This is a genomic window from Streptomyces achromogenes (assembly GCF_030816715.1).
GTDB lineage: Bacteria > Actinomycetota > Actinomycetes > Streptomycetales > Streptomycetaceae > Streptomyces > Streptomyces achromogenes_A.
This window is the reverse complement of the sequence record NZ_JAUSYH010000001.1, coordinates 8,587,869-8,609,970: the sequence shown is the minus strand read 5'-3', so window position 1 is coordinate 8,609,970 and position 22,102 is coordinate 8,587,869. Positions and strand designations below refer to the sequence as shown.

The 22,102-nt window shown below is 72.2% G+C and carries 16 protein-coding genes; 11 read left to right on the top strand and 5 right to left on the bottom strand.

Annotated elements, in window-relative coordinates:
* Positions 1 to 103 precede the first annotated feature (103 nt).
* Together QF032_RS37830 and QF032_RS37825 are read left to right on the top strand one after the other, a co-directional pair.
* The gene (locus tag QF032_RS37830) at positions 104 to 3,838 is read left to right on the top strand and encodes an nSTAND1 domain-containing NTPase (protein WP_307049077.1); all 3,735 of its coding nucleotides are present in this window, start codon (positions 104 to 106) and stop codon (positions 3,836 to 3,838) included.
* A gap of 184 nt (positions 3,839 to 4,022) precedes the next feature.
* On the top strand, positions 4,023 to 4,604 hold the full coding sequence (locus QF032_RS37825) for a hypothetical protein (protein ID WP_307049075.1): 582 nt from the start codon (positions 4,023 to 4,025) through the stop codon (positions 4,602 to 4,604).
* Positions 4,605 to 4,787: 183 nt separating this feature from the next.
* On the opposite strand, the gene QF032_RS37820 is transcribed toward QF032_RS37825, so the two are convergent.
* The gene (locus QF032_RS37820; protein WP_307049073.1) at positions 4,788 to 5,831 is read right to left on the bottom strand and encodes an SPFH domain-containing protein; all 1,044 of its coding nucleotides are present in this window, start codon (positions 5,829 to 5,831) and stop codon (positions 4,788 to 4,790) included.
* Positions 5,832 to 5,835: 4 nt separating this feature from the next.
* Positions 5,836 to 6,267: an NfeD family protein gene (locus tag QF032_RS37815; protein ID WP_306955654.1), complete on the bottom strand. Its 432-nt coding sequence runs from the start codon at positions 6,265 to 6,267 to the stop codon at positions 5,836 to 5,838.
* 380 nt (positions 6,268 to 6,647) lie between these two features.
* Between QF032_RS37815 and QF032_RS37810 the strand changes: the two genes are divergently transcribed.
* The 7 genes from QF032_RS37810 to QF032_RS37780 all read left to right on the top strand — a co-directional run bounded on the left by QF032_RS37810 (position 6,648) and on the right by QF032_RS37780 (position 12,778).
* Entirely contained in the window at positions 6,648 to 8,333 is a 1,686-nt protein-coding gene (locus tag QF032_RS37810) for a ribonuclease J (protein WP_307049071.1), read from the top strand.
* Between the two features lie 172 nt (positions 8,334 to 8,505).
* Entirely contained in the window at positions 8,506 to 9,267 is a 762-nt protein-coding gene (locus QF032_RS37805; protein ID WP_307059646.1) for a spermidine synthase, read from the top strand.
* 35 nt (positions 9,268 to 9,302) lie between these two features.
* Complete coding sequence (locus QF032_RS37800) at positions 9,303 to 9,788, top strand: MarR family winged helix-turn-helix transcriptional regulator (protein WP_307049067.1); 486 nt, start codon at positions 9,303 to 9,305, stop codon at positions 9,786 to 9,788.
* 97 nt (positions 9,789 to 9,885) lie between these two features.
* Positions 9,886 to 11,370 (top strand): MFS transporter, encoded by a 1,485-nt coding sequence (locus QF032_RS37795; protein ID WP_307059644.1) that lies wholly within the window; start codon positions 9,886 to 9,888, stop codon positions 11,368 to 11,370.
* Positions 11,371 to 11,412: 42 nt separating this feature from the next.
* Positions 11,413 to 11,871, top strand: a complete 459-nt coding sequence (locus tag QF032_RS37790; protein ID WP_307059642.1) for a pyridoxamine 5'-phosphate oxidase family protein — start codon at positions 11,413 to 11,415, stop codon at positions 11,869 to 11,871.
* 47 nt (positions 11,872 to 11,918) lie between these two features.
* Positions 11,919 to 12,335 carry an SRPBCC family protein gene (locus QF032_RS37785; protein ID WP_307049061.1) on the top strand — a complete coding sequence of 139 codons (417 nt, stop codon included), beginning with the start codon at positions 11,919 to 11,921 and terminating at the stop codon, positions 12,333 to 12,335.
* Positions 12,335 to 12,778, top strand: coding sequence for a MarR family winged helix-turn-helix transcriptional regulator (locus QF032_RS37780; RefSeq protein WP_307059640.1), 444 nt, complete (start codon positions 12,335 to 12,337; stop codon positions 12,776 to 12,778). Before QF032_RS37785 ends, QF032_RS37780 begins: the two co-directional genes overlap by 1 nt.
* 161 nt (positions 12,779 to 12,939) lie before the next feature.
* On the opposite strand, the gene QF032_RS37775 is transcribed toward QF032_RS37780, so the two are convergent.
* The gene (locus QF032_RS37775) at positions 12,940 to 16,338 is read right to left on the bottom strand and encodes a hypothetical protein (RefSeq protein ID WP_307059638.1); all 3,399 of its coding nucleotides are present in this window, start codon (positions 16,336 to 16,338) and stop codon (positions 12,940 to 12,942) included.
* A gap of 149 nt (positions 16,339 to 16,487) precedes the next feature.
* Here QF032_RS37775 and QF032_RS37770 point away from each other — a divergent pair, with 149 nt between their 5' ends.
* Both QF032_RS37770 and QF032_RS37765 read left to right on the top strand, forming a co-directional pair.
* Positions 16,488 to 16,901, top strand: coding sequence for a cytidine deaminase (locus QF032_RS37770; RefSeq protein WP_307049055.1), 414 nt, complete (start codon positions 16,488 to 16,490; stop codon positions 16,899 to 16,901).
* 168 nt (positions 16,902 to 17,069) lie between these two features.
* Positions 17,070 to 17,342 (top strand): hypothetical protein, encoded by a 273-nt coding sequence (locus QF032_RS37765; RefSeq protein ID WP_307049053.1) that lies wholly within the window; start codon positions 17,070 to 17,072, stop codon positions 17,340 to 17,342.
* Between the two features lie 266 nt (positions 17,343 to 17,608).
* Here QF032_RS37765 and QF032_RS37760 read toward each other — a convergent pair whose 3' ends face one another.
* On the bottom strand, positions 17,609 to 19,156 hold the full coding sequence (locus tag QF032_RS37760; RefSeq protein ID WP_307059636.1) for a pectate lyase family protein: 1,548 nt from the start codon (positions 19,154 to 19,156) through the stop codon (positions 17,609 to 17,611).
* Between the two features lie 880 nt (positions 19,157 to 20,036).
* Positions 20,037 to 21,995: a calcium-binding protein gene (locus QF032_RS37755; protein ID WP_307059634.1), complete on the bottom strand. Its 1,959-nt coding sequence runs from the start codon at positions 21,993 to 21,995 to the stop codon at positions 20,037 to 20,039.
* Positions 21,996 to 22,102: the final 107 nt, after the last annotated feature.

Below are 22,102 nucleotides of genomic sequence, written 5' to 3'. Positions count from 1 at the left end.
TCATCTGCTCGTCACCCGCAATCAACCGGTACGTCGCCGGGCGATCCGTATGGTCGCCCCTCCCGATACCGCTTTTTCCTGAGATGTAAGGAGGTACGCACCCATGGGGCGTCCCGAGAGACCGGTCGACCCCGAGGCCGGCCCCGTCCAACGACTCGCGTACGAGCTGCGGGAGGTGCGGCGGATCGCGGGCGGCCCTTCGTACCGGAGCATGGCCGAGACGGCCGGCTTCTCCGCGACGACGCTGTCCCAGGCGGCGGCGGGCGAGCGGCTGCCGTCCCTCGCCGTGGTCCAGGGGTACGTACGGGCCTGCGGAGGAGACCCCGCCGAGTGGGCGGGCCGGTGGCAGGACGCGGAGGCGCAGACGGAGAGCGCCCGGGCCACCGCACCCACCCGCGTCGAAGAACCGGCGCCCTACCGGGGCCTGACCCGGTTCGAGCCGGACGACCGGCACCTGTTCTTCGGCCGTGACCGCGTACTGGAGCAGCTCGCGGAGCTGGTCTGCGACAACCGGCTCGCGGTACTGTTCGGGCCGTCCGGCAGCGGCAAGTCCTCCCTGCTGCGGGCCGGGCTGATCCCCCGGCTGCGGGAGACGATCGCCGGGCGGGCCGATCCGGCGGTGCTGCGCATCCTCACTCCGGGGCCGCGTCCGGCCACCACCTACGGGCATCTGCTGACGCCCGGCACGGGGGAACCGGAGGGCTGGGTCGTGGTGGACCAGTTCGAGGAGGTCTTCACCCTCTGCCGGGACGACGCCGAGCGCGCCCGCTTCATCGACCTGCTGCTCGCCGCGCGCGACCCCGGAAGCAATTTGCGTGTCCTGATCGCCGTACGCGCCGATTTCTACGCGCGTTGCGCCGAGCACCGTGGCCTCGCCGACGCCCTGGGCCGGTCCGGGCTGCTGCTCGGACCCATGACGGCGGAGGAACTGCGCGAGGCGGTGGTGCGGCCGGCGCAGACGGCCGGACTGATCGTCGAACGTGAACTGACCGCACGGATCGTCGACGACGTCCTCGACCGGCCCGGCGCCCTGCCGATGCTGTCCCACGCCCTGCTGGAGACCTGGCACCGCCGCAGGGGCCGTCTGCTGACCCTCGCCGCCTACCGGGCGGCCGGCGGGGTGAGCGGGGCCATCGCGGCCACGGCCGAGGCGGTGTACGGCGAGCTCTCTGCCGACCAGGCCGCCGCGGCCCGGCACGTGCTGCTGCGCATGGTCGAACCGGGCCAGGGCACTGCGGACACCCGCCGCCCGCTCAGCCGGTCCGAGCTGGCCGGGTGGGCCGAGCCGCAGGTGCCCGGGGTGGTGGAGCGGCTGGCCCGCGCCCGTCTGGTCACCGCGGACGAGGACGGCGTGCATCTCGCTCACGAGGCACTGCTGACCGGCTGGCCCCGGCTGCACGGGTGGATCGAGGCGGATCGCGAACGGCTGCGCCTGCATCGGCGCCTCGCCGAGGCCGCGGACGTGTGGCTGGAAAACGACCGCTGCCCGGGCACCCTGTACCGGGGCGCCAACCTGGCCCGGGCCGAGGAGCTGTTCACGGATCCGGCCCGGGACGCCGCCCTGACGGCGACCGAGCGGGCGTTTCTGCTGTCCGCGCGGGACGTCCGGGCGGCCGATCGCAGGGCCGCCGCCCGCACCACCCGCCGGGCCCGGCTGCTGACCTGCGCGCTGTCCGCCGTGCTCACCGTGGCGCTGGTGATCGGGGCCGCCGTCTGGCGGGAGCACGCCGACAACGAACGGCGACGCAGCGCGGACGCGGCCCGCCGCGTCGCCGAGACCGCAGACGCGCTGCGCACCACCGACCCGCGCACCGCGCTCCTGCTGGGGGTCGCCGCCTGGCGCACCGCCCGCCTCCCCGAAACCCGCCGCTCCCTTCTGGGATCCCTCACCCAGCACGCGTCGGACACGTTCACCGACCCGGCGCCGGGCGACGACCGGAGCCGTCTGCTCACCGGCTCAGGCCGCACCCTCCTCAGCGCCGACGACACCACCTGGCGGACCTGGAGCGTGTCCGCGCACCGCCCTACCGCCCAGGGGCGGCTCCCGGCCGGCGCCAGGGTGACGGCCGCCTCCCCCGACGGCCGTGTCCTCGCCGTCGCCACGGACGCCGGCACACGTCTCTGGAACGCCGGCACCGGACACTGGGCCGGCGCTCCGCAGCCGCTCGGAGGGGAGGTCACGGTCACGTTCACCGCCGACGGCCACAGCTACCTCACGCACGAGGACGACCGGGTCGGCTTGCGGTCGGTGGCCGACGGCAGGGTGCGCTTCGAGCGCCGAACGACCGTCTTCACGGAACCGGCCGCGAGCGCCGACGGCTCCCTCCTCGCCGTGTGCCCGGCGGACGGACGAGGACCCCAGGTGTGGGACACCGTCCGGCACCGAGCCGTACCCGGCCGATGGGAGCGAACCCGCGGCGTCTGCGGCGCGGGGCCGGGCGCCCTGGCCCTCGGCCCGGGCGACCGGCTGACCACGGTCACCGGCACCGCGGTCACCGTCTGGGACACCCGCACCGGCCGCGGCCTGGCAAGCGTGGACGACCCCGGGGTGACCCACGCCTCGCTCAGCGGCGACGGCGCCTTCCTCGCCACGGCCGACCGCACCGAGCTCCGCGTCTGGCGGTTGTCCTCGCCCGCCGCTCCGGTCTTCCGCCATCCCCTGGACAACGAACACCTCGACGGAGTCCTCGCCTGGGACTCCCGCCGTCCCGACCTGCGCTACATCGAGGGCGCCACGGTCCACACCCTCGCCCTGGGTGAGGCCGTCACACGGTCCTGGCGAGAGACACCCGTGGACGCCGTGGCGCTGAGCCCGGACGGCCGCACCTATGTCACCGCCCAGCGTCTCGGCCGCCGGTACGTACTGCGCCTGCACAGCACCACCGGCGACCGCTCGCCCCGGGCCCTGCCCCCGCTGTCCCTGCCCGTCTCCCGCGACCCGGCCGAGCCCGTCGTGCCACAGGACACGCTGCCGCTGCTGGCGTTCAGTCCGGACGGCACGGCTCTCGCCTACGGCGTCTCCGCTCCGGGCCGCAGCGCCACCGCGCAGCCGGTGCGGATCTGGGACCTGCGTCGCGGCCGCGTCGCGACGACGCTGAACCTGCCCGGAGACGCGCTGGTCGGAATCGCGCTCGGCCCGGCCGGCCGCACCCTGCAGACAGCCCGCAGCAGCTTGGCGGCCGCGCTGACAGGTGAAATCTGGGATACCGCCACCCATCGCACGACGGCGACGCTGCCGCCCGGGACGGGCGCCCACCTGGCCGTGCGACCCGACGGCCGGCTGCTGGTCGCCGACAACCGGACGGTCTCACTCCCCTCGGCCCGCAGCACCATGATCGACCTCGTGCGGGGCGGCGTGGCGGGAGCCGTCGCCTTCTCACCCGACGGTTCTCTGTTCGCCGCCGGCGACCTGACCGGTCGCGTCACCCTCTGGGACGGTGGGCTGCGCCACCGTACCGGCGCGCTGCGCAACGTCTTCCCCGCGCCGCTGGGCGACACCGCCGAGGCCGTCCAGGCCCTCGCGGTCAGCCCCGACGGTCACACGCTCGCCGTCGGCGGCGACTCAGGCACTCTGCAGCTGTGGGACACCTCCACCCGCCAGCCCCTCGGTGAGCCCCTCACCACCCCCGGGGACGCCATCAGTTCCCTCGCCTTCTCGCCCGACGGCACCACCCTCTACGCCGCCGCCCCCCACGTCCCGCTCCAGCGGTACTCCGTGGACCCGGACCGCGCCGTCCGGACCGTGTGCGCGCGGGCGGGCAGGGAACTGACGGCGGGCGAGTGGCAGGCATACGCGGCGGGGCTGGAACACCGCAGCGTGTGCCCGGAGCACGGGTGAGTCGAGACCTGCGCGCGGCTGACCGGACGGTGCGCGGCCGTTGATCGGTCCCGCGTTGATTCGCCTGGTGAGAGCCCGTTGATTCACCCGGCGGAAGGGGGTGGCTGATCAACTACGGGCCGCCGAATGTGGGGGTCAGGCCGGTCACCGCAGCGGTGCCGGTCACCGACTACAGAAGGACGTCATGCGAAACGCAACGCATCGCACACGGCGCGCGGTCGCCCTGGGACTCGCGACCGCCGCCCTCGGCTCCGCCCTCACGCTCGCCGGCTCGGGCGCTGCCACGGCCCAGCCCATTCCGCCGTCGGGACCCTCGCAGAGCAACAACGGCGGTGGCCCCTCGGGCGTGTCCGGCAGTGTGACCCACCCCGACCCGGAGCCGCACGACATGGTCCAGGGAACCGACTTCTGGCGGGACATGGGCTGGCCGAACTGGCACAACATCGGCAACCAGCACTGGTTCACCGGCGCCTCGTGGGTGGACCCCGCCAGACGCACACAGGTGCGGGAGATCGTCTACACGGGAGGCCAGTACCAGGACCGGGACGGCCGGCTGCGGGCGTTCCTGAACGCCGGACTCGCCGGGACCTCCGCCCGGGGCTACACGGGGACGTTCCAGGAGTACAACACGACCGTCTACGTCACCCCGGCGAACGGCGCCGCTCCTCGACGCGACGCCCGTCGGGTCGTCCGGGCGATCAACACAGGAGACGTGTGGTGGACGAACGACCACTACAGCACCTTCCACTACATGGGCCGGCCCTGAGGGCTGATCCCCTGGCGGGCCGCATGAGCCACGCCCGCGGAGAGGCCGCCCTCGAAGCCCTCGAGGGCGGCCCCCTCACGTGGTGCCGCGCGGTGCGCATCAGCTGACCACCGCCGGCCGGCTGCTCAGACCCGCGAGGAGCCGGCGTCTTCGTGCACGGGGCCCGCCCGGGCGTCCCCGCCGTCAGTGAGGTGGCTCGGAGGGGAGGGGGTCGGAGGTCGGGGTGCCGCGTTCGGCCCTGGCCGCGTCGGCGAGGGCCGCGGCAGCTGCTTCCGCGGCCTGTGCCGCGTCGTCGGCGGCCTGCGCGGCCATGTCGTCCCCGGGCTTCTCGCGGGTGGCCGGTGACGGCGGCAGCACTTCGCTGAAGGCGCGGGACACACCCTGGAGTGCGGAGGTGATCTCACTGGGGATCACCCAGAAGTTGTTGCCCGAACCCTGCGCGAGCTGGGGCAGCGTCTGGAGGTACTGGTAGGCGAGCAGCTTGGGGTCGGGGTCGTTGCGATGCACGGCCTGGAACACCTCGTCGATGGCCCGGGACTGCCCTTCGGCCTGGAGGATCGCGGCGGTGCGGTTGCCCTCCGCGCGCAGGACGGCGGCCTGCTTGTCGCCTTCGGCGGTGAGTATCTGTGACTGGCGCTGCCCCTCGGCCCCGAGAATCGCGGCCCGCTTGTCCCGCTCGGCCCGCATCTGCTTCTGCATCGCGTCCTTGATGCTCTGCGGGGGGTCGATGGCCTTGATCTCCACGCGGTTGACTCTCAGCCCCCATTTCCCGGTGGCCTCGTCCAGCACGCCTCGGAGCTGGCTGTTGATGGTGTCCCGTGAGGTGAGCGTCTTCTCCAGGTCCATGGATCCGACGACGTTGCGCAGCGTGGTGACGGTGAGCTGCTCGACCGCCTGGAGGAAGTTCGCGATCTCGTAGAAGGCCGCTCGTGGATCCGTGACCTGGAAGTAGAGGACGGTGTCGATCTCGACGACCAGGTTGTCCTCGGTGATGACCGGTTGCGGCTTGAAGGAGACGACCTGTTCCCGCAGGTCGATCACCCCGTGCACGCGGTCGATGTACGGGATGACGAAGTTGAGGCCGGGATTCAGGGTCCGGAGGTAGCGGCCGAGCCGTTCGACGTTGCGGGCGCGTGCCTGGGGCACGATGCGCACCGCCCGCACCACGGTGAAGACCGCGAAGAGGGCGACGAGCAGGCCGGCAATCAAGAACGCCGAGGTTTCCATGGTTTCAGTCCCGGGGGTAGACGATCGCGGTGGCTCCGTTGATCTCTATGACGTCGACGGTTCTTCCGGCGGGGATCACCAGCGTTTCGTCGTAGGCGCGGGCCGTCCATTCGTCGCCGTCGATACGGACCCTGCCGCCCCGGTCCGTCACGTCCGAGACGACGAAGGCGGCCTTGCCGATCAGGGCGTCCACGCCGAACCGTGCCACTTGCGGCTGGAGCACGTGGCGCAGCGCGATGGGACGTACGAACAGCACCGTGGCCGCGGCGACCACGGTGAACACCACGAACTGGAACGGCAGCGGCAGCCCGACCGCCGCGGAACCCGCTGTGACCAGCGCGGCCGCACTCAGCATGCCGAGCGCCGCGGTCAGCGTGAAGATCTCCACCACAGCCAGAACCGCTGCGATGATCAACCAGATCAGCCATGGATCCATGACGTGCCTCTTCTGACCGGTGCGGACATGAAAGGGCTGGACTCTCACCATTGGACCCGAAACGGGACAGCTCAGATACCCCTGGGTACGCAATCCCTGCGATCCGTCGGAGGTGAGCCGCCCGTGACGCGCCCGGATCGACCGCTTCACACCTATTACAGGGGTTCTACCCATCCAGGGAACATCACTCCGCTATTGCCGCTTTTCGGTAAGGGACGCGGTCACGGTCAGCCGGTGGCCCGATTTTCCGCGTCGGCTCCGAAACGGGTGACCCGTGCGCGCCGGGGCGTGGCACCGGGCCCCGCTTCGGGCCGGACGGGACAGGGCGGTGCAGGGCGGGCGGTGGATCACACCGGCGGACTCTTCGGTAACGTGAGGTCATGAGCCATCCGCACCCCGAACTCAAAGCCGCCCCGCCGTTGCCCGAAGGCGGGCTGAGGGTCACCGCCTTGGGCGGCTTGGGCGAAATCGGTCGCAACATGACCGTCTTCGAGCACGCCGGCAAGCTGTTGATCGTCGACTGCGGTGTGCTGTTCCCCGAGGAGACCCAGCCCGGCGTCGACGTGATCCTGCCGGACTTCACCTCGATCCGTGACCGCCTGGACGACATCGTGGGCATCGTGCTCACCCACGGCCACGAAGACCACATCGGCGGCGTGCCGTACCTGCTGCGCGAGCGGCGCGACATCCCCGTCGTCGGTTCCAAGCTGACGCTTGCCTTCCTGGAGGCCAAGCTCAAGGAGCACGGCATCCGGCCGCGCACGGTACGGGTGCGGGAGGGCGACCGGCGGCGCTTCGGCCCCTTCGACTGCGAGTTCGTCGCGGTCAACCACTCCATCCCGGACAGTCTCGCCGTCGCGATCCGCACCGGCGCCGGGATGGTGCTGCACACCGGCGACTTCAAGATGGACCAGTTCCCCCTCGACGACCGGATCACGGACCTGCGCGCCTTCGCCCGCCTCGGCGAGGAGGGCGTGGACCTGTTCCTCACCGACTCCACCAACGCCGAGGTCCCCGGCTTCACCACCTCCGAGCGTGAGCTGAACCCCGCGATCGAGCAGGTCATGCGCACCGCGCCGCGCCGCGTCATCGTCTCCAGCTTCGCCAGCCATGTGCACCGCATCCAGCAGGTCCTGGACGCCGCACACCAGCACGGCCGCAAGGTGGCCTTCGTGGGCCGGTCGATGGTCCGCAACATGGGCATCGCCCGCGACCTGGGCTATCTGAAGGTCCCGTCCGGTCTGGTCGTGAACGCCAAGGAGCTGGAGAAGCTCCCGGACCACAAGATCACCCTGGTGTGCACCGGCTCCCAGGGCGAGCCGATGGCCGCACTGTCGCGGATGGCCAACCGCGACCACGCAATCCGCATCGGCAAGGGCGACACCGTCCTGCTCGCCAGCTCCCTCATCCCCGGCAACGAGAACGCCATCTACCGGGTGATCAACGGGCTCACCCGGTGGGGCGCCCACGTCGTCCACAAGGGCAACGCCAAGGTGCACGTCTCCGGACACGCCAGCGCCGGCGAACTCGTCTACTGCTACAACATCGTCAAGCCCCGCAACGTCATGCCCGTGCACGGTGAGTGGCGCCATCTGCGGGCCAACGCCGATCTCGCCATCCGCACCGGCGTCGACCCGGACCGCGTCGTCATCGCGGAGGACGGCGTCGTCGTCGACCTCGTGGACGGCCGTGCCTCGATCACCGGCAAGGTGCCCGCCGGGAACGTCTACGTGGACGGCATGGAAGTCGGCGGCGCGACCGAGGCGTCCCTCAAGGACCGGGTCACGCTCGCCCAGGAGGGCGTCATCACGGTCGTCGCCATCGTCGACGCCGACACCGGCGCCCTCGCCGAGGTTCCCGACTTCCTGGCCCGGGGCTTCGTCCACGACGACGCCACCTTCGAGCCGGTCATCCCCGTCATCGAGAAGACGCTGGCCAACGCAGCTCAGGAAGGCGTCGGCGACGCCCACCAGCTCGAACAGCTCATCGCCCGCGCCGTGGCCAACTGGGCCTTCCGCACGCACCGCCGCAGGCCGCTGATCATCCCCGTCATCATCGACGCCTGATCGGACCCGCCACCCCGGTTCCCCCGCTCCCCCGCCGGAGCGGGGCATCCGTCGCCGTACCGACCGCGGCGCACCGCGGCCCGTCGACGCTTTCGGGCGGGTCGCCACCGGCCCGGGCCGCCTCGCCAGAACGCCAGAACTTCAGAACGTCACAATCCCGAAAGGTGAACGGATGGGCCTGCGCTTCGAGGAGATCGACTGGCGACCGACGCCCATCGGCGAGATCAGTCTGCGGCGCCGCCGCCACCCGGTCTCGGGCGACGACGTGTACGAGGTGAAGCTCGGCGATGAGTTCCTGATGTCCAGTCTCTTCACCGCCGGCGAGATCGCGCTCACGGAACTCGGACTGGCCGAGCTGCCGGACGCCGACGGACCCGAACTGGACGTCGCGGTCGGCGGACTCGGGCTCGGCTACACCGCCCAGGCGGCCCTGGACGATCCCCGCGTCCGCTCGCTGACCGTCATCGAAGCGCTCCCCGAGGTCATCGACTGGCACCGGCGGCGCCTCGTGCCCCTCGGAGCGCGGCTGACCTCGGACGCCCGCTGCCGCCTGACGCACGGCGACTTCTTCGCTCTGGCCGCCGACCCCCGCGGCCTGGACCCCGAGGCCCCGGGCCGTCGCTTCGACGCCATCCTGCTGGACGTCGACCACTCCCCACGCCATGTGCTCCACCCACGCCACGCGGCCCTCTACCGGCCCGCGGGGCTCCGCGCCCTGGCCGCACACCTCCGTCCCGGCGGGGTGTTCGCCCTGTGGTCGAACGATCCGCCCGACGAGCCGTTCATGTCCGCGCTCTCGGAGGTCTTCGCCCACACGGCGGCTCAGGTCGTCGTCTTCGACAACGCCCGGCAGGACGGCACGTCGACCAACACGGTCTACGTGGCCCGCACATCGCCCGGCACACCGCCTGCCGGCAAGGTCCCTTCCGGATAATCCGCCTCGGAACCAGTTGCCCTACCCTGGCAGGCATGACCGCCATGGCGCCCGCACGCAGCGAACCGGACCTGTCGTTCCTCCTCGACCACACCAGCCACGTCCTGCGCAGCAAGATGTCGGCCGCTCTCGCCGAGATCGGCCTGACCTCCCGGATGCACTGCGTGCTCGTCCACGCCCTCGAGGAGGAGCGCACCCAGGCCCAGCTCGCCGACATCGGCGACATGGACAAGACGACGATGGTGGTGACGGTGGACGCCCTGGAGGCGGCGGGCCTGGCCGAGCGCCGCCCTTCCCGCACGGACCGGCGGGCCCGGATCATCGCCGTGACCGACGACGGCGCGCGCATCGCCCGGCAGAGTCAGGAGATCGTCGACCGTGTGCACCGCGACGCCTTGGCCACGCTGGCCGACGAGGAGAGGGAGGCTCTTCTGCGCGCCCTGAAGCACCTGGTCGACGACGGTCTGGCGGACCCCGTCGAGGCCCCGCGCACCGCCCGCCGGGCGCGCCAGGCCAGGTGAGCGGCCCGGCGAGGCCAATGCAGGACCGAAAAAGATAGTCTGCAACAAAACTATCTGCTACGGTCTCTCCTGTCGCACCGACTGACAGGAGAGACCCATGTCCACCGCATCCGGCCCCGCCCGCTTACCCGCCACAGCGCCCTCACGCAGGCTCGCCCTCGCCGTCGTCGCCTCCGGGATGCTGATGGTCGTCCTCGACGGCTCCATCGTCACCGTGGCGATGCCGGCCGTCCAGGACGACCTGGGGTTCACCCCCGGCGGCCTCAGCTGGGTCGTGAACGCCTACCTCATCGCGTTCGGCAGCCTGCTCCTGCTGGCGGGCCGGCTCGGAGACCTGATCGGCCGCAGGCGCATGTTCCTGGCCGGCACCGCCGTCTTCACCGCCGCCTCACTGCTGGCCGGCGCGGCAATCTCCCCCGCGACGCTGATAGCCGCCCGCTTCCTCCAGGGCATCGGCAGCGCCATGGCCTCCGCCGTCAGCCTGGGCATCCTCGTGACGCTGTTCACCGAGCCCCGGGAGCGCGCCAGGGCCATCGCCGTCTTCAGCTTCACCGGCGCGGCCGGCGCATCCCTCGGGCAGACCCTGGGCGGCGTCCTCACCGATGCGCTCGACTGGCACTGGATCTTCTTCGTCAACCTGCCGATCGGCGTCGCCGTGCTCGCGGTCGCCGTACGCGTCCTGCCCGGCGACGCCGGTCCGGGCCTCAAGGCGGGCGCTGACGTGTTCGGCACGGTTCTGGTCACCACCGGTCTGATGCTCGGCATCTACACCGTCGTCAAGGTGGAGGAGTACGGCTGGTCCTCGGGCCGCACCCTCGGCTTCGGCGCCCTCGCCGCCCTGCTGCTCGCCGCGTTCCTCGCCCGTCAGGCCACCGCCGAGAACCCCCTGATGCCGCTGCGGATCTTCCGCTCGCGCAGCGTCTCGGCCGCCAATCTGGTCCAGATCCTGATGGTCGCCGCGCTCTTCTCCTTCCAGATCCTCGTCGCCCTGTACCTGCAGAAGGTGCTCGGATACGGCGCCGCCGAGACCGGCCTCGCGATGCTCCCGGCGGCCGCCGTCATCGGCGCCGTCTCCCTGGGCGTCTCCGCCCGCCTCAACGCCCGCTTCGGTGAGCGCAACGTCCTGCTGGCGGGCATCGCGCTCCTCATCGGCGTCCTCGGCCTTCTCGCCCGCGTCCCCGTGCGGGCCGGTTACGCCGTCGACCTCCTGCCCGCCATGCTGCTCGCCGCGGGCTTCGGCCTCGCACTGCCGGCGTTGACCGTCCTGGCCATGTCCGGCGCCGACGAGGAGGACGCCGGTCTCGCGTCCGGCCTGTTCAACACCACCCAGCAGATCGGCATGGCCCTGGGCGTCGCGGTCCTGTCCACCCTGGCCGCCTCCCGCACCCGGAGCCTCACGGCAGGCGGGCGGACCACGGCCGAGGCGCTGACCGGCGGCTACCGGCTCGCGTTCGCGGTGGGAGCGGGGCTCCTCGTCGCCGCCTTCGCCCTCGCGTTCACGATGCTGCGCCGCTCCGGGCCGCAGGCCGCCGCGGAGCCGGTCGCCGGCACACCGGCTCCCGCCCACGCGGCAGGCGCCTGACCACTCACCCGTCACCACCCCCTCCCCGAAAGGCCGATCCCCATGAGCGACCACTCCGCCGGACAGACCACCACCGACCCCACCGGCCCCACCGCCACGAACACCGAAACCACCGCGAACGACGGCCCGGCCCCCCGAGCGCTCACCCCTCAGGAGCTCTCGCATCTGTTGACGCAACAGCAGTTCGGGGTGCTCGCGAGCGTCAGGAGCACCGGCCACCCGCACCTGTCGACCGTCCTCTACGACTGGGACGCCGAGGAGCGCGTGCTGCGCGTCTCCTCGACCGCCGACCGGCTCAAGGTCCGCCAACTGCGCCGCGACCCGCGCACCTCGCTGCACGTGAGCGGCCCGGACGTGTGGTCGTTCGCCGTGGCCGAGGGCGAGGCCCGGATCGTCGACCCCGCCGACGAAGCGGCGCCCGGCGAGCAGCCGCTCGCCGACCGGCGCGTGACCATCGTGATCCGGGTGTCCCGCCTGTACGGGACCGCCCTGGACATTTAATCTTCGCGCAGATAGTCTGTGGACACATCATCTTCGAGGAGGCACCCATGTGGGAGTACGAACACGCCGTCGAGACCAGCGCCACCCCCGAGGCGATCTGGCGGCTCTGGGCCGACGTCGACGACTGGGGTGCCTGGAACGCCGAGATCGAGAAGATCGAGATGAACGGCCCGTTCGCGGCGGGCACCCGGATCACGATGACACCGCCCGGGGACGACCCGATCGTGCTGCACATCGCCGAAGTCCGGCAGGACGAACTGTTCGTCGACGAAGCCCGCTTCGACGACCTGCTGTTCCGCACGACGCACCGGATCGACCCGATCGACCGCGACCGGGTCCGAGTCGTGTACCGAATGGAGATCACCGGCCCCGGGGCCGAAGAGGCCGGCGCCCACATCGGGCCGGGGATCACCGCCGACTGGCCCGACACCATGGCCTCGCTGGTCGAACTGGCACTGCGCTGATGCCGCTCCGCCCCGAGGACAGCCCGGGACTGCTGCTCTGGCACGCCACACTGCGCTGGCAGCGCGACATCGCCACAGCGCTCGCCCCCCTCGAGCTCACCCATGTCCAGTTCGTGCTGCTCGCCTGCACCTGGTGGCTCAACTCCCAGGGCGAGCACCCCAACCAGATGGCTCTGGCCCGGCAGGCGGGCACCGACGTCAAGATGACATCCCAGGTCCTGCGCGCCCTGGAGCACAAGGGGCTCATCGAGCGCGAGACCGACCCTGCCGACACGCGAGCCAAGCGACTGCGCGTCACCGACACCGGCGCCGAACTGGCCCCCCGCGCGATCGCGGCCGTCGAGCTCGCCGACGCGCGGTTCTTCGAGCCGGTGCCCGTCGACGACGCGGTGGATCTGCTCCGCCGGCTGGCCCGTCCGCACCCCGGAAACGCCGACGCCTGACCCGCGGGACACCGGATGCGAGCCGGACCTGCGCAGGGGGAAAATCCTTCGCGGGCCCGCCTCCCCCGCGCCCCTTGACCACGTGAGGACACGCTCGCGCGGACTTCGGGTGAGACGCGCACCGTGCGACCGGTGCGGGTCTCATCCACCGCGCGGAGCGGTCATTCGTTCTCCGTCATGATTTTGTGCGCCTCGTGGCGCACGTCAGCGCTCGCGTGTTCGCGCAACCGGCGCAGCAGCGACCGCCATCGGTCGGGCCAACGGAGCGCGCTGCCGGTTCCCTTCACGAGGCCGACCGCCAGCAGACCCGTGACGGCGCCGCCGTCGCGGGCGAACCGGTCGGCCGCGTCCAGCAGAGTACCGACGCGCCACGGAAGGGCGCGCGACGCCGAGGACGCCCACAACCGGTCCGCCATGTGCACGGCGACGGTCACACCAGCGCCGTCGAGGGCGTCCGCGAGGCGCTGCAGCCGTTCCAGCAGAGCGGCCGGCCCCACGGCGTGATCGACCGAATCGACCAACAGGAGGGCTCGTTCAGTGACCAACAGGTGTTCCGGCGCGAGCTGTTCGGCGACCGCTTCCAGAGACTCGGCGTGCGCGCCGTCGACATGGCCGAAGGCCGTCAGGGTCCGCAGCCGCTGCAGCGCCGGCAGGTCCCGGCCTTCCCGCGCCTGACAGCCGCCCTGCGCCGTGTGCATCGCCGCCATCAACTCGGCCACCGCACCGTGATACATGCTTCCCGGCGCGCCGCCGCCCACGGGATGCGGCACCCCGGAGACCGCCAGATCGCGCAGCACCCACGCGGCGGACTGCCAGTGCGCACGCTCACCGAGATCGCAGACGGTACGGGAGATACGCGCGGCCAGTTCGGGTGAGTAGCGGCACCACACCCCCATGCGGCGAAGGAGGCCGTAGCCGCCCGCGAAACCCTCCGTGCGGGCCAGCGCGGCGTCGTACACCGCGACGATCACCGCGGCGTAGGCACGACGCTGCGTCTCGGCCAGCTCCCACGGATCGACGGCCAGGAGGGCTTCGTGTACGGCGCTTGAATCGCCGCGCCTGACGTCGTCGAGCAGGCGCCAGGCCTCCGGCTCGCCGAGCAGCGGCGGCAGTGCGCGCACGACGGCTGCGCGCACGTCGGGGTGGCGATCGGGAGCGTGGAAGGCGTTCGCCAGCAGGGACACCGCCCGCCGGGGCGGCAGGAACCTCGCGGCGAGCCGTACGGCCTCCTTGCGGGCGGTCACCTTCACGGGCCGCTCCCCCGTGAGCAACGCGTCCAGCGCCAGGGCGAGTTCGGACGGGGCGGTGAAGCGGGCGGCGCGGGCCGCCGCGTACACGGCGACCCTGGCACGGTCACCGTCCGCCTGCTCCAGCAGCGCCGGCAGGACGGCGTGGGGCCGGTCGGTCCAGGGCAGCGCGCCGAGCGCCGCCTCGGCGACGACCACCTCCGGGTGGTCCTTGTGCGCGAGCGCCAGAGCGCGCCCGAACTCGGGCACCGGGGCCGCGTCCCGGATGAGGGCGGCGCGCTCGTCGAGCGGAAGCGAGTCGTCCGCGACCGCCTCCTGGACCAGCCCGACCGCCGTCCGCTGCTGGCGCGGCAGCCAGCGGTCGCTGTCGCCGAGGTCCGGCAGGGGGCGCCGGGCCCCGTTCACCAGGAAGCGGCCGTACGGCGGCGGCGCGTCGAGCAGGGGGTCCAGCAGGTCCGTGCGCCGCCGGGTGAGCACCCGCCGCACGGACGTCAGGACGACCGACGACGGCTCGAGCGCGACGATCCTGGCGACCCGTTCGTCGCGGGTTGCCGGTGCGGCCAGCCACAGTCGCGCCGCCGCCCGGAACGTCGCGTCGTCACCGCGTTCCAGGGCCGCGGCCAGCCTCTCCTGCACCTCGGGCATCCGCCGGGCACGCGGTCCCAGTGCGGTGACCAGACCCAGCAGCAGCCGGTGGTCGGCCCGCCCGGCTCCGGCGTCGAGCCAGGGGCGCAGAGCCTCGAGCACCTGGTGTTCCTGGCCCCGCCGCAGGACACGGTGCAGCGGACCGAGGTCGGGGACGCCGACGCGGCCCGCGACGCGTCCCAGGACGCCCAGCGCCCAGTCCCGCAGGTCCGTCGCCGCGGCCTCGGCGTGCGCGACGAGCACACGTACGGCGAGGGTGCGCACCGCCGTGAGGGTGTCGGCCCACGTGTCCCGTGCCTCCAGCGCGCCGGTGGCGATCGCGTCCAGCAGCGGGGCGTCGTCGGAGCGGAAGAGCCGTGGGTGCGTCCCGGCGAGTGCGCCGAGCGCCTCGGCGCGTACCGGGTCCCGGTCGTTGCGCAGACGCCGGGCCGCCGTGGTCAGCAGCTCGGTGACCGCCTCCCGGCTGCCGTCCCGGGCGGCGCAGCCCACGAACAGCCGCCAGGCGATGGCCCGTTCGTCGGCATCGGACCGCCCGATTCCGGAGAGCAGCGCGGGACGGGCCTCGTCGATCGGGCCGTGGGCGAGGATGTCCAGCTCCTCGAACCAGTAGTCGTTGCCGTCGAACTCGGCTGCGGCCCGCCGGACTTCCGCCCAGCGGCGCTCACGCGGCAGCAGGCCGAGGACGCTCAGCGCCGGGTCCCGGCCGGTCGCCTCGTCGGCGACCGCGTCGACGAGCGCGGCACGCCGGCCGGGCGCGATCGCCTTCACCAGCGCGGTGAAGTGACCGTCGCGGACGAGCCAGTGACGGCCGAGCGCCGTCAGTGACGAGGGTGCGGCCGCCCGTGCGAGCCTGTGCAGCACCCCGGGCGGCGGTATCGGCTCGTGGCGCTGTCGACGGCGATCGGGAGAGGTGATCCAGCGGATCACACGATCGGCGTCGGCGGTCACCAGCGGGCCCAGCCCCCGATTGAGCGCGGGCGGCAGACTGCCGGGGCCCTGCCGCTCCAGTAGGGTCATCACCCGCTCGGGGCGCAGCGGCGCGAGTGCCGCGACCGTGGTGGCGTGCCGGCGCCACCACTCGTCCCGCTGCTCTCCGCCGTCCCGGCCCGCCAGGGTCCGCTCCGCGTGATCCAGTACCGGGCCTGGATGCCGGCAGGCCAGTCGAGTCCAGTCGTCGACGGCATGGGCAAGGCCGGGCAGCTCCCGTGCCACGAAGGGGGCGGAGCAGGCCGGAAGCAGCCGTCCGGCTTCGGCGTCGCCCCACTGCGCGCGCATGCGCCCCACCAGTCGCTCGGCCAGTGCGCGACGGTCTCCGTGGGCGATCAGACGGGCCAGACGCCGGCGCAGCACGGCCGGTGCGTCGGCGTACGCCTCTTCCACCGCCTCGTCCGGTACGGGCAGGTCCCGAGCGCCCCGCCGGGCGTAACCGGCGACGATCGGGTCAGGGTCGGCCAACCGCTCTGCGAGGAACCTCGCGTCCCGTCCGACCAGGGCCGCCAACACCGCCAGCCGCCGCTCGTACGGCCCACGCCCGTCCAGCTCGGACAGAAGGGGGGCGAGTGTCCCGCCGTCCGCCAGCCTGCGTGCGGTGCGCGCCGTCAGGGTCAGGCGTGCGGGGAACGGCAGCGGTTCGAGGGCAGACAGCAGGTGCTCCGCGGAGTTCGGCATCCGCCGATTGTGCCCGGCGGTATCCGCTCATGCGATCGAACAGGCGTCGTGACACCGTCGGCGCACCCCCCGTGCCGATATCCACTTGCGCGATCTCGTCGCCCGGGTCAACGTCACCTGACACTTGACACCTGACGAAGGCGTAGAAGATGACCACGCAGACCCATCCCGTCGACCACGAGCTCATCCGGGCGGCAGCGCAGGTCGCGCGCACCCGCTGCCGGGGCGACAACCACACCGTGGCCGCCGCGGCCCGCGACCGCGACGGCCGGATCATCACCGCGGTGAACGCTTACCACTTCACCGGAGGCCCCTGCGCCGAGCTCGTCCTCATCGGCACGGCAGCCGGCCAGGGCGTCTACGAGCTGGAGACGATCGTCGCCGTGGGCGACCGCGAGCGAGGAGTCATCCCGCCGTGCGGCCGGTGCCGACAGGCCCTCCTCGACTACTTCCCCGGCCTGAAGGTCATCGTGGGCAATGACGACCGCGCCCGAACCGTCCCCATCACCGACCTGCTGCCCGAGACCTACGTCTGGGCCGACCACCAGCTCGAAGAGGAGTGAGCCGCGGCTCCGTCGTCGGCCCTCGGCCTGGAGAGGCCGTTGCCCCGTCGGGAGTGGGCGCAGCGCCCGTCGCCACACTCCCGCTCGACATGCGGGCGGGCGCCTGCCGGGTCATCTTGGGGGGAGGGGCGGCACGCCGTCGCCGTCACCTCCACGCCTGGAGGCACCATGCAGTACGACCCAACGGATGCCCAGAAGAACGCCTTTGAAGAGTTCGAGGAGAACGAGGCCGATCCCCGCAGACTCGACGGGCACATGGGCGGCATCCGGGAATCCGCCCGGGTGAGACCGACGGACAACGGGTGGGGTGGGCCCGACCCGAGCGACCACATCCGCTGCCTGTCCTGCCCGTGCCCCGACTTCCAGGCCGGCGGCCCGCTCGGGAAATGCAAACGCAGCAGCTGCCACCACCCGATCAGCGACCACGACCTGCCCACCTGAGAGCCTCCTCGGCAACCCTGTCCCGCCGTCGCGGACTTGGGGAAGCGCCGTCATCGCGGCGCCTGTGTGCGCAGGGCTTCGACGCACCGGTCGAGAATCGGGGCCAGGCTCTCCGGAGCCGGCCGGCCGCCCCGTCATCTCCGGGCCCGCCGACCGGACGGACGCCGCCGACGACGCCCACGGCAGCGGGTTCCTGCGTGCCCGGCGTCATCGGCGGGAGCGAACCGGCCGGCCACCTATGCGGCCGGCCCGCCGTCGCCGTCCGGTCAGGCGTAGGTCTCGAACTCCGCCACCTTCGGGGTGGCGCTCGAGCCGGTGATCTCGAAGGTGACCTTCTTCAGCGAGGTGGAGGTGAAGGACACCGCGCTCGCTCCGCTGCCCGAGGTCAGCACCGCGCCGGTGTCGCCGTTGAGCACCCGCCAGGAACCGATGTTGCCGGTGGCTCCCGCGGCCTCCCGAAGGACGACCTTGGAAACGGCGGTCGTCGAGCCCCACTTGACCGAGACGGATCCGGTCGAGCCGGCCGGCGACCAGTAGGTGCTCGTGTCACCGTCGCGGACGTTGCCGTAGCTGGTGCCGGACGCCTTGCTGGAGCCGTCGGCGGCGGCGCCGAGGCTCAGGTTGGCGCCGGCCGGCGTGGATGTCGCGGTGGGCGTCGGCGCCGGCGTGGGATTCGAGGTGGCGGTCGCGGTGGCGGTGGGCGTCGACGCGGCGCAGTTGCCGTCCGACACCTTGAGGCCCGTGTTGGCGCCCGCCGTCGCGGTCACGATCGACGGCACGCAGGACGCGGCGTCGAGACGGTAGGCGTAGGGGATGCCGACGGTCGTGTTCGACGTCGGGTTCGGCCCCGCGGGGTTGTTGTCCTCACCCGGCGGCGTCCAGGTCACGTTGTCGAAGATGTTGCCGCTGACCTGCCAGTATCCCGGCAGGTCGGTGTAGAAGGTGCCGAGGACGTCCTTGGAGTCCTTGAAGTAGTTGTTGTCGACCTTGGCCTTGCCGCCGGCCCGGGGATTGATGCCCGACTCGTTCAGCCTGACGTAGTGGTTGTTGTAGATGTGGGCGGTGGCCCCGCGCAGCAGGGGCGTACGGGAGTCGATGTTCTCGTACCGGTTGTGGTGGAAGGTGACCGGCCCGTTGCCGAGGTCGCTGTCGCCGGAGCCGACGAGACCGCCGCGCCCGGAGTTGCGCAGGACGCTGTAGGACAGGGTCACGTACCGGGTGTCGTCCTTCATGTCGAACAGGGCGTCGAAGCCCGCCGACTCACCGCCGGATGCGGTCAGCGTGGTGTGGTCGACCCAGACGTTGTGCACGTCGCGCTCCATGCCGATGGCGTCGCCGCCGTTGGAGGTGGGCGAGCCGGACTTCTTCACGTTCTGGACGGTCACGTTCTGCACGATGATGTTGCTCGACTGGCGGAGGTGAATGCCGATCTGGTCGAACACGGCTCCGCTGCCGACGCCGACGAGGGTGACGTTGCTGACGCCCTTCAGCTCGATCACTCCGGCCGCGGTGTTGCAGCTGCCGCCCGACACCTTCGCCGTGTTGCCGACGGTGATCGTCCCCTCGACCTGGATGACGAGGGGGGTACTGCTGGCGGCCCGGCTGCACAGGGCCTGGTGGATCTGGGTGCCGGTGGTGGCCCTGACCGTCGTGCCCCCGGCGCCGCCGGTCGTGCCGCCGTTCTGGGTGGCGAACCCGGTCGCGCCGGCGCCGGCCGCCGAGGCGGTGGGCATCGACAGGACCATGCCTGTCGCCGCCGCCAGGGCCAGCGTGCCGAGCGCCGCGGAGAGTCGCAGAGCGACTGGCTTTCTCATTCTCGCCTCGTCTTTCGTCGTCGAGTACCGGGGATGCCGCGCACGTCCGTGCCCGGCGCCGAGGGCCGTCGAGGTCACCTGAATGACATGCTCATGCCATTTCGCATCACAGCGGCCCCTTTCGGCTCGCCGCGGATGTCGCGCACGCCCACCCCGAAAGGGCGGTGACGTTGCTGCGGTACGGGCGGACGGTGTTGCTGCGGTACGGGTGGACGGGTGTTACTGCGGTACGGGCGTACGGTGTTGCCGGGCGACCTCGGCGCCGGCGCCGAGGTCGCCCGGCGAGCGACGCCGTCGGGGCGCGGGTCGGCGTACGCATGCCATGGCGACCCGGGCGGGACGCCGCCGGAGGCAGGAACGACCGGGGTGACGGAGCTGGAGAACTCCCCGCGATCCATGGCGCACGGGCCCGCCACCACGGCCCCGGCGCGAGCACGATGCGTCTGCGGCCCGGAGCACGGCCCGGAGTGCGCCCAGCCGTTCCGACGCGGCGGCATCCCGGTGCGGTCAGCCCGGGTCAGCCTCGCGCCGGATCGATTGCGGCGCGCGGCATGCCCCACGGCTGACACTGCGGACCGCTCGCCCGGCACGGTCAGGCGAGCCGGGAAAGCGCTTTCTCTCCGCGAGGATAGGGCGGCCTGTCATGGGTGACAAGTATGTGAACAACGATCGGTCACCAGAAAATCGCCGCTGCTCTCGAGACGTGAGCACTTCCCCAGATCACATGGCACAGAAGGGAAAGTCCGACAGCCCCCTCACCAAGCGACTCGCATGACGCGTTCGCATGCATGAACAATGTGTCGGTGGCGCCCTGGCGGACTCCGGGCGTGATGCGGGCCCCGCACGAGCGTGCGGGGCCCGCATCGGGGGCGTGGTGCGCTCAGGGGCAGCTGAGGCGCGTGTCGCCCGCGTCCGTGGTGCAGGTGTCCGTCTGGGGGCCTCCGTTGGCGGTGTCGTTGCCGGCCACGTTGTCGACCGTGTTCAGGTTGTCGGTGCCGGAGTTGCCGATGAGATTGTCGTTGCCGGGGCCCGCGGTGAGGGTGTCGTTGCCGAAGCCGCCGTCGAGGCGGTCGTTGCCGTATCCGCCGTGGACGATGTCGTTGCCGCTGCCCGCGTCGACGGTGTCGTCGCCGCCGAGGGCGCAGATCACGTCGTTGCCGAAGGTGCCGGTGATGGTGTCGTTGCCGCTGGTGCCGACGCGGGTGCAGCCGCGCGCGTTGTCGACCGTGGTGATCGCCGTGGCGGTGTTGTCGCCGGCGTTCGGGTCGCTCTGGGCGGCACCGACGGTGGCCCGGTCGGTGAGCGTGCCGGTGGCGCGCGGCTCGACGGCGACCGTCACCGTGGCGACGGATCCGGGGGCGAGGGCGCCGAGGGAGCAGCTCGCGGTGGTGGCGGTGGTGGTGCAGGTGCCGGAGCCGGTGGTCGCCGAGACGACCGAGACGGCGACGCCGCTGAGCGTGTCGGACAGGGAGACGCCGGTGGCGGAGGCGATGGTGCTGTTGTTGGTCACCCGCACGGTGTAGGTGGCCCGGTCACCGATGCTGACCGTGGTGGGACCGGACTTCGTCACCGACAGGTCCACGCCGGCCGGTGGCGGCGATGAGCCACCGCCCTCGAAGCGGGCCAGGGCGAAGTCGTTGTCCGGGCCGCCCCCGCCGGCGGCGACGATCTTGCCGTCCGTCTGCAGGGCCACGCCGCGGGCGGCGTCGTTGCCGCCGAAGTCCGCGGTCGCCAGGCCGCCGGTGCCGAAGCCGGTGTCCTGGCTGCCGTCGGGGTTGTAGCGCAGGACGGCGAGATCGCCGCCGGGTCCGTTGCTTCCGGCGACGACGATCCGGCCGTCGCTCAGCTGCAGCCTTACGTCCGCTGCGCCGCCGCCGGGTGTGATCACCCTGCCGTTGCCGTCGAAGCTCGTGTCCAGGGCGCCGTTCGGGAGGTAGCGGGCCAGGGCGAACCTGGCGCCGCTCCCGCCGGCGGCGACGATCTTCCCGTCGGGCTGGAGCGCGATTCCTTCCACGGCCTCGTAGTCGCCGAAGTCCGTGCGGACGATGCCGTCGCCGTCGAAGCTCGTGTCCACGCCGCCGTCGGCGTTGAAGCGCATCAGCGCGAAGTCGAACCTGGTCGAGCCGACTTGGCCGCCGACGACGATCTTGCCGTCCGGCTGCAGCGCCAGGGCCCGGCCGTCACCGCCCTCCTGCGGAACCGGGCCCGCCGGGTTGGCGGTCACCGTGCCGTCGCCCCCGAACGTGGTGTCCGGGGTGCCGTCGCCGGTGAGGCGGAGCACCGCCATGCGCCCCCCGGCAGAGCCCGCCGCGACGATCCTGCCGGCCGGGTCGATGGCCACGTCGAGGGCCTCGGTAGGGCCGTCGAAGTCGGCGAAGACCCGGCCGTCGCCGCTGAAGGAGCCGTCCAGGGTGCCGTCGGGGTTGTAGCGCGCCACCACGAACCAGCAACAGTCCTCGTACTCCCGCCAGCTGCTGCCCACCACCACGATCTTGCCGTCGGCCTGCAGCGCCACGGCGTGTGCCTCGCTCCACTGGAGGCTCGGGCTCATGTTGTTGACGGCGGTCGTCACCGTGCCGTCACCGCCGAAGCCGGTGTCGGGGGTGCCGTCCGGGTTGTGGCGGGTCAGCGCGAAGCGGCTCTCCACCGCCGATTCGTCGACGGAGGCACCGACGGAGACGATCTTTCCGTCGGGCTGCACCGCCACGTCGTCGGCGCGATCGTCGTCGGCGATGCCGGTGAGCACCTTGCCGTCACCGCTGAAGGTGGTATCCAGGCCGCCGGGGGCCGCGGCTGCGGTGCCGGGAAGAGTGAGGACCAGGGCCAGGACGGTCGCCACGACGGTCCCGGCCGGGGCCGGGAAAGACCGGCGGCCACCGTGTCGCTGCCGCGCAGGTCGTACATGTGGTGTGAACATGCGCGACAGCCTTCCGCCGTGCGCACTGT

Coding starts and splice junctions, on each gene's coding strand:
- QF032_RS37795 (WP_307059644.1), top strand. CDS start 9,886: ATGTCCACCGCATCCGGCCCCGCCCGCTTACCCGCCACAGCGCCCTCA.
- QF032_RS37775 (WP_307059638.1), bottom strand. CDS start 16,338: ATGCCGAACTCCGCGGAGCACCTGCTGTCTGCCCTCGAACCGCTGCCG.
- QF032_RS37820 (WP_307049073.1), bottom strand. CDS start 5,831: ATGGAAACCTCGGCGTTCTTGATTGCCGGCCTGCTCGTCGCCCTCTTC.
- QF032_RS37810 (WP_307049071.1), top strand. CDS start 6,648: ATGAGCCATCCGCACCCCGAACTCAAAGCCGCCCCGCCGTTGCCCGAA.
- QF032_RS37815 (WP_306955654.1), bottom strand. CDS start 6,267: ATGGATCCATGGCTGATCTGGTTGATCATCGCAGCGGTTCTGGCTGTG.
- QF032_RS37785 (WP_307049061.1), top strand. CDS start 11,919: ATGTGGGAGTACGAACACGCCGTCGAGACCAGCGCCACCCCCGAGGCG.
- QF032_RS37790 (WP_307059642.1), top strand. CDS start 11,413: ATGAGCGACCACTCCGCCGGACAGACCACCACCGACCCCACCGGCCCC.
- QF032_RS37825 (WP_307049075.1), top strand. CDS start 4,023: ATGCGAAACGCAACGCATCGCACACGGCGCGCGGTCGCCCTGGGACTC.
- QF032_RS37780 (WP_307059640.1), top strand. CDS start 12,335: ATGCCGCTCCGCCCCGAGGACAGCCCGGGACTGCTGCTCTGGCACGCC.
- QF032_RS37765 (WP_307049053.1), top strand. CDS start 17,070: ATGCAGTACGACCCAACGGATGCCCAGAAGAACGCCTTTGAAGAGTTC.
- QF032_RS37805 (WP_307059646.1), top strand. CDS start 8,506: ATGGGCCTGCGCTTCGAGGAGATCGACTGGCGACCGACGCCCATCGGC.
- QF032_RS37800 (WP_307049067.1), top strand. CDS start 9,303: ATGACCGCCATGGCGCCCGCACGCAGCGAACCGGACCTGTCGTTCCTC.
- QF032_RS37830 (WP_307049077.1), top strand. CDS start 104: ATGGGGCGTCCCGAGAGACCGGTCGACCCCGAGGCCGGCCCCGTCCAA.
- QF032_RS37770 (WP_307049055.1), top strand. CDS start 16,488: ATGACCACGCAGACCCATCCCGTCGACCACGAGCTCATCCGGGCGGCA.
- QF032_RS37760 (WP_307059636.1), bottom strand. CDS start 19,156: ATGAGAAAGCCAGTCGCTCTGCGACTCTCCGCGGCGCTCGGCACGCTG.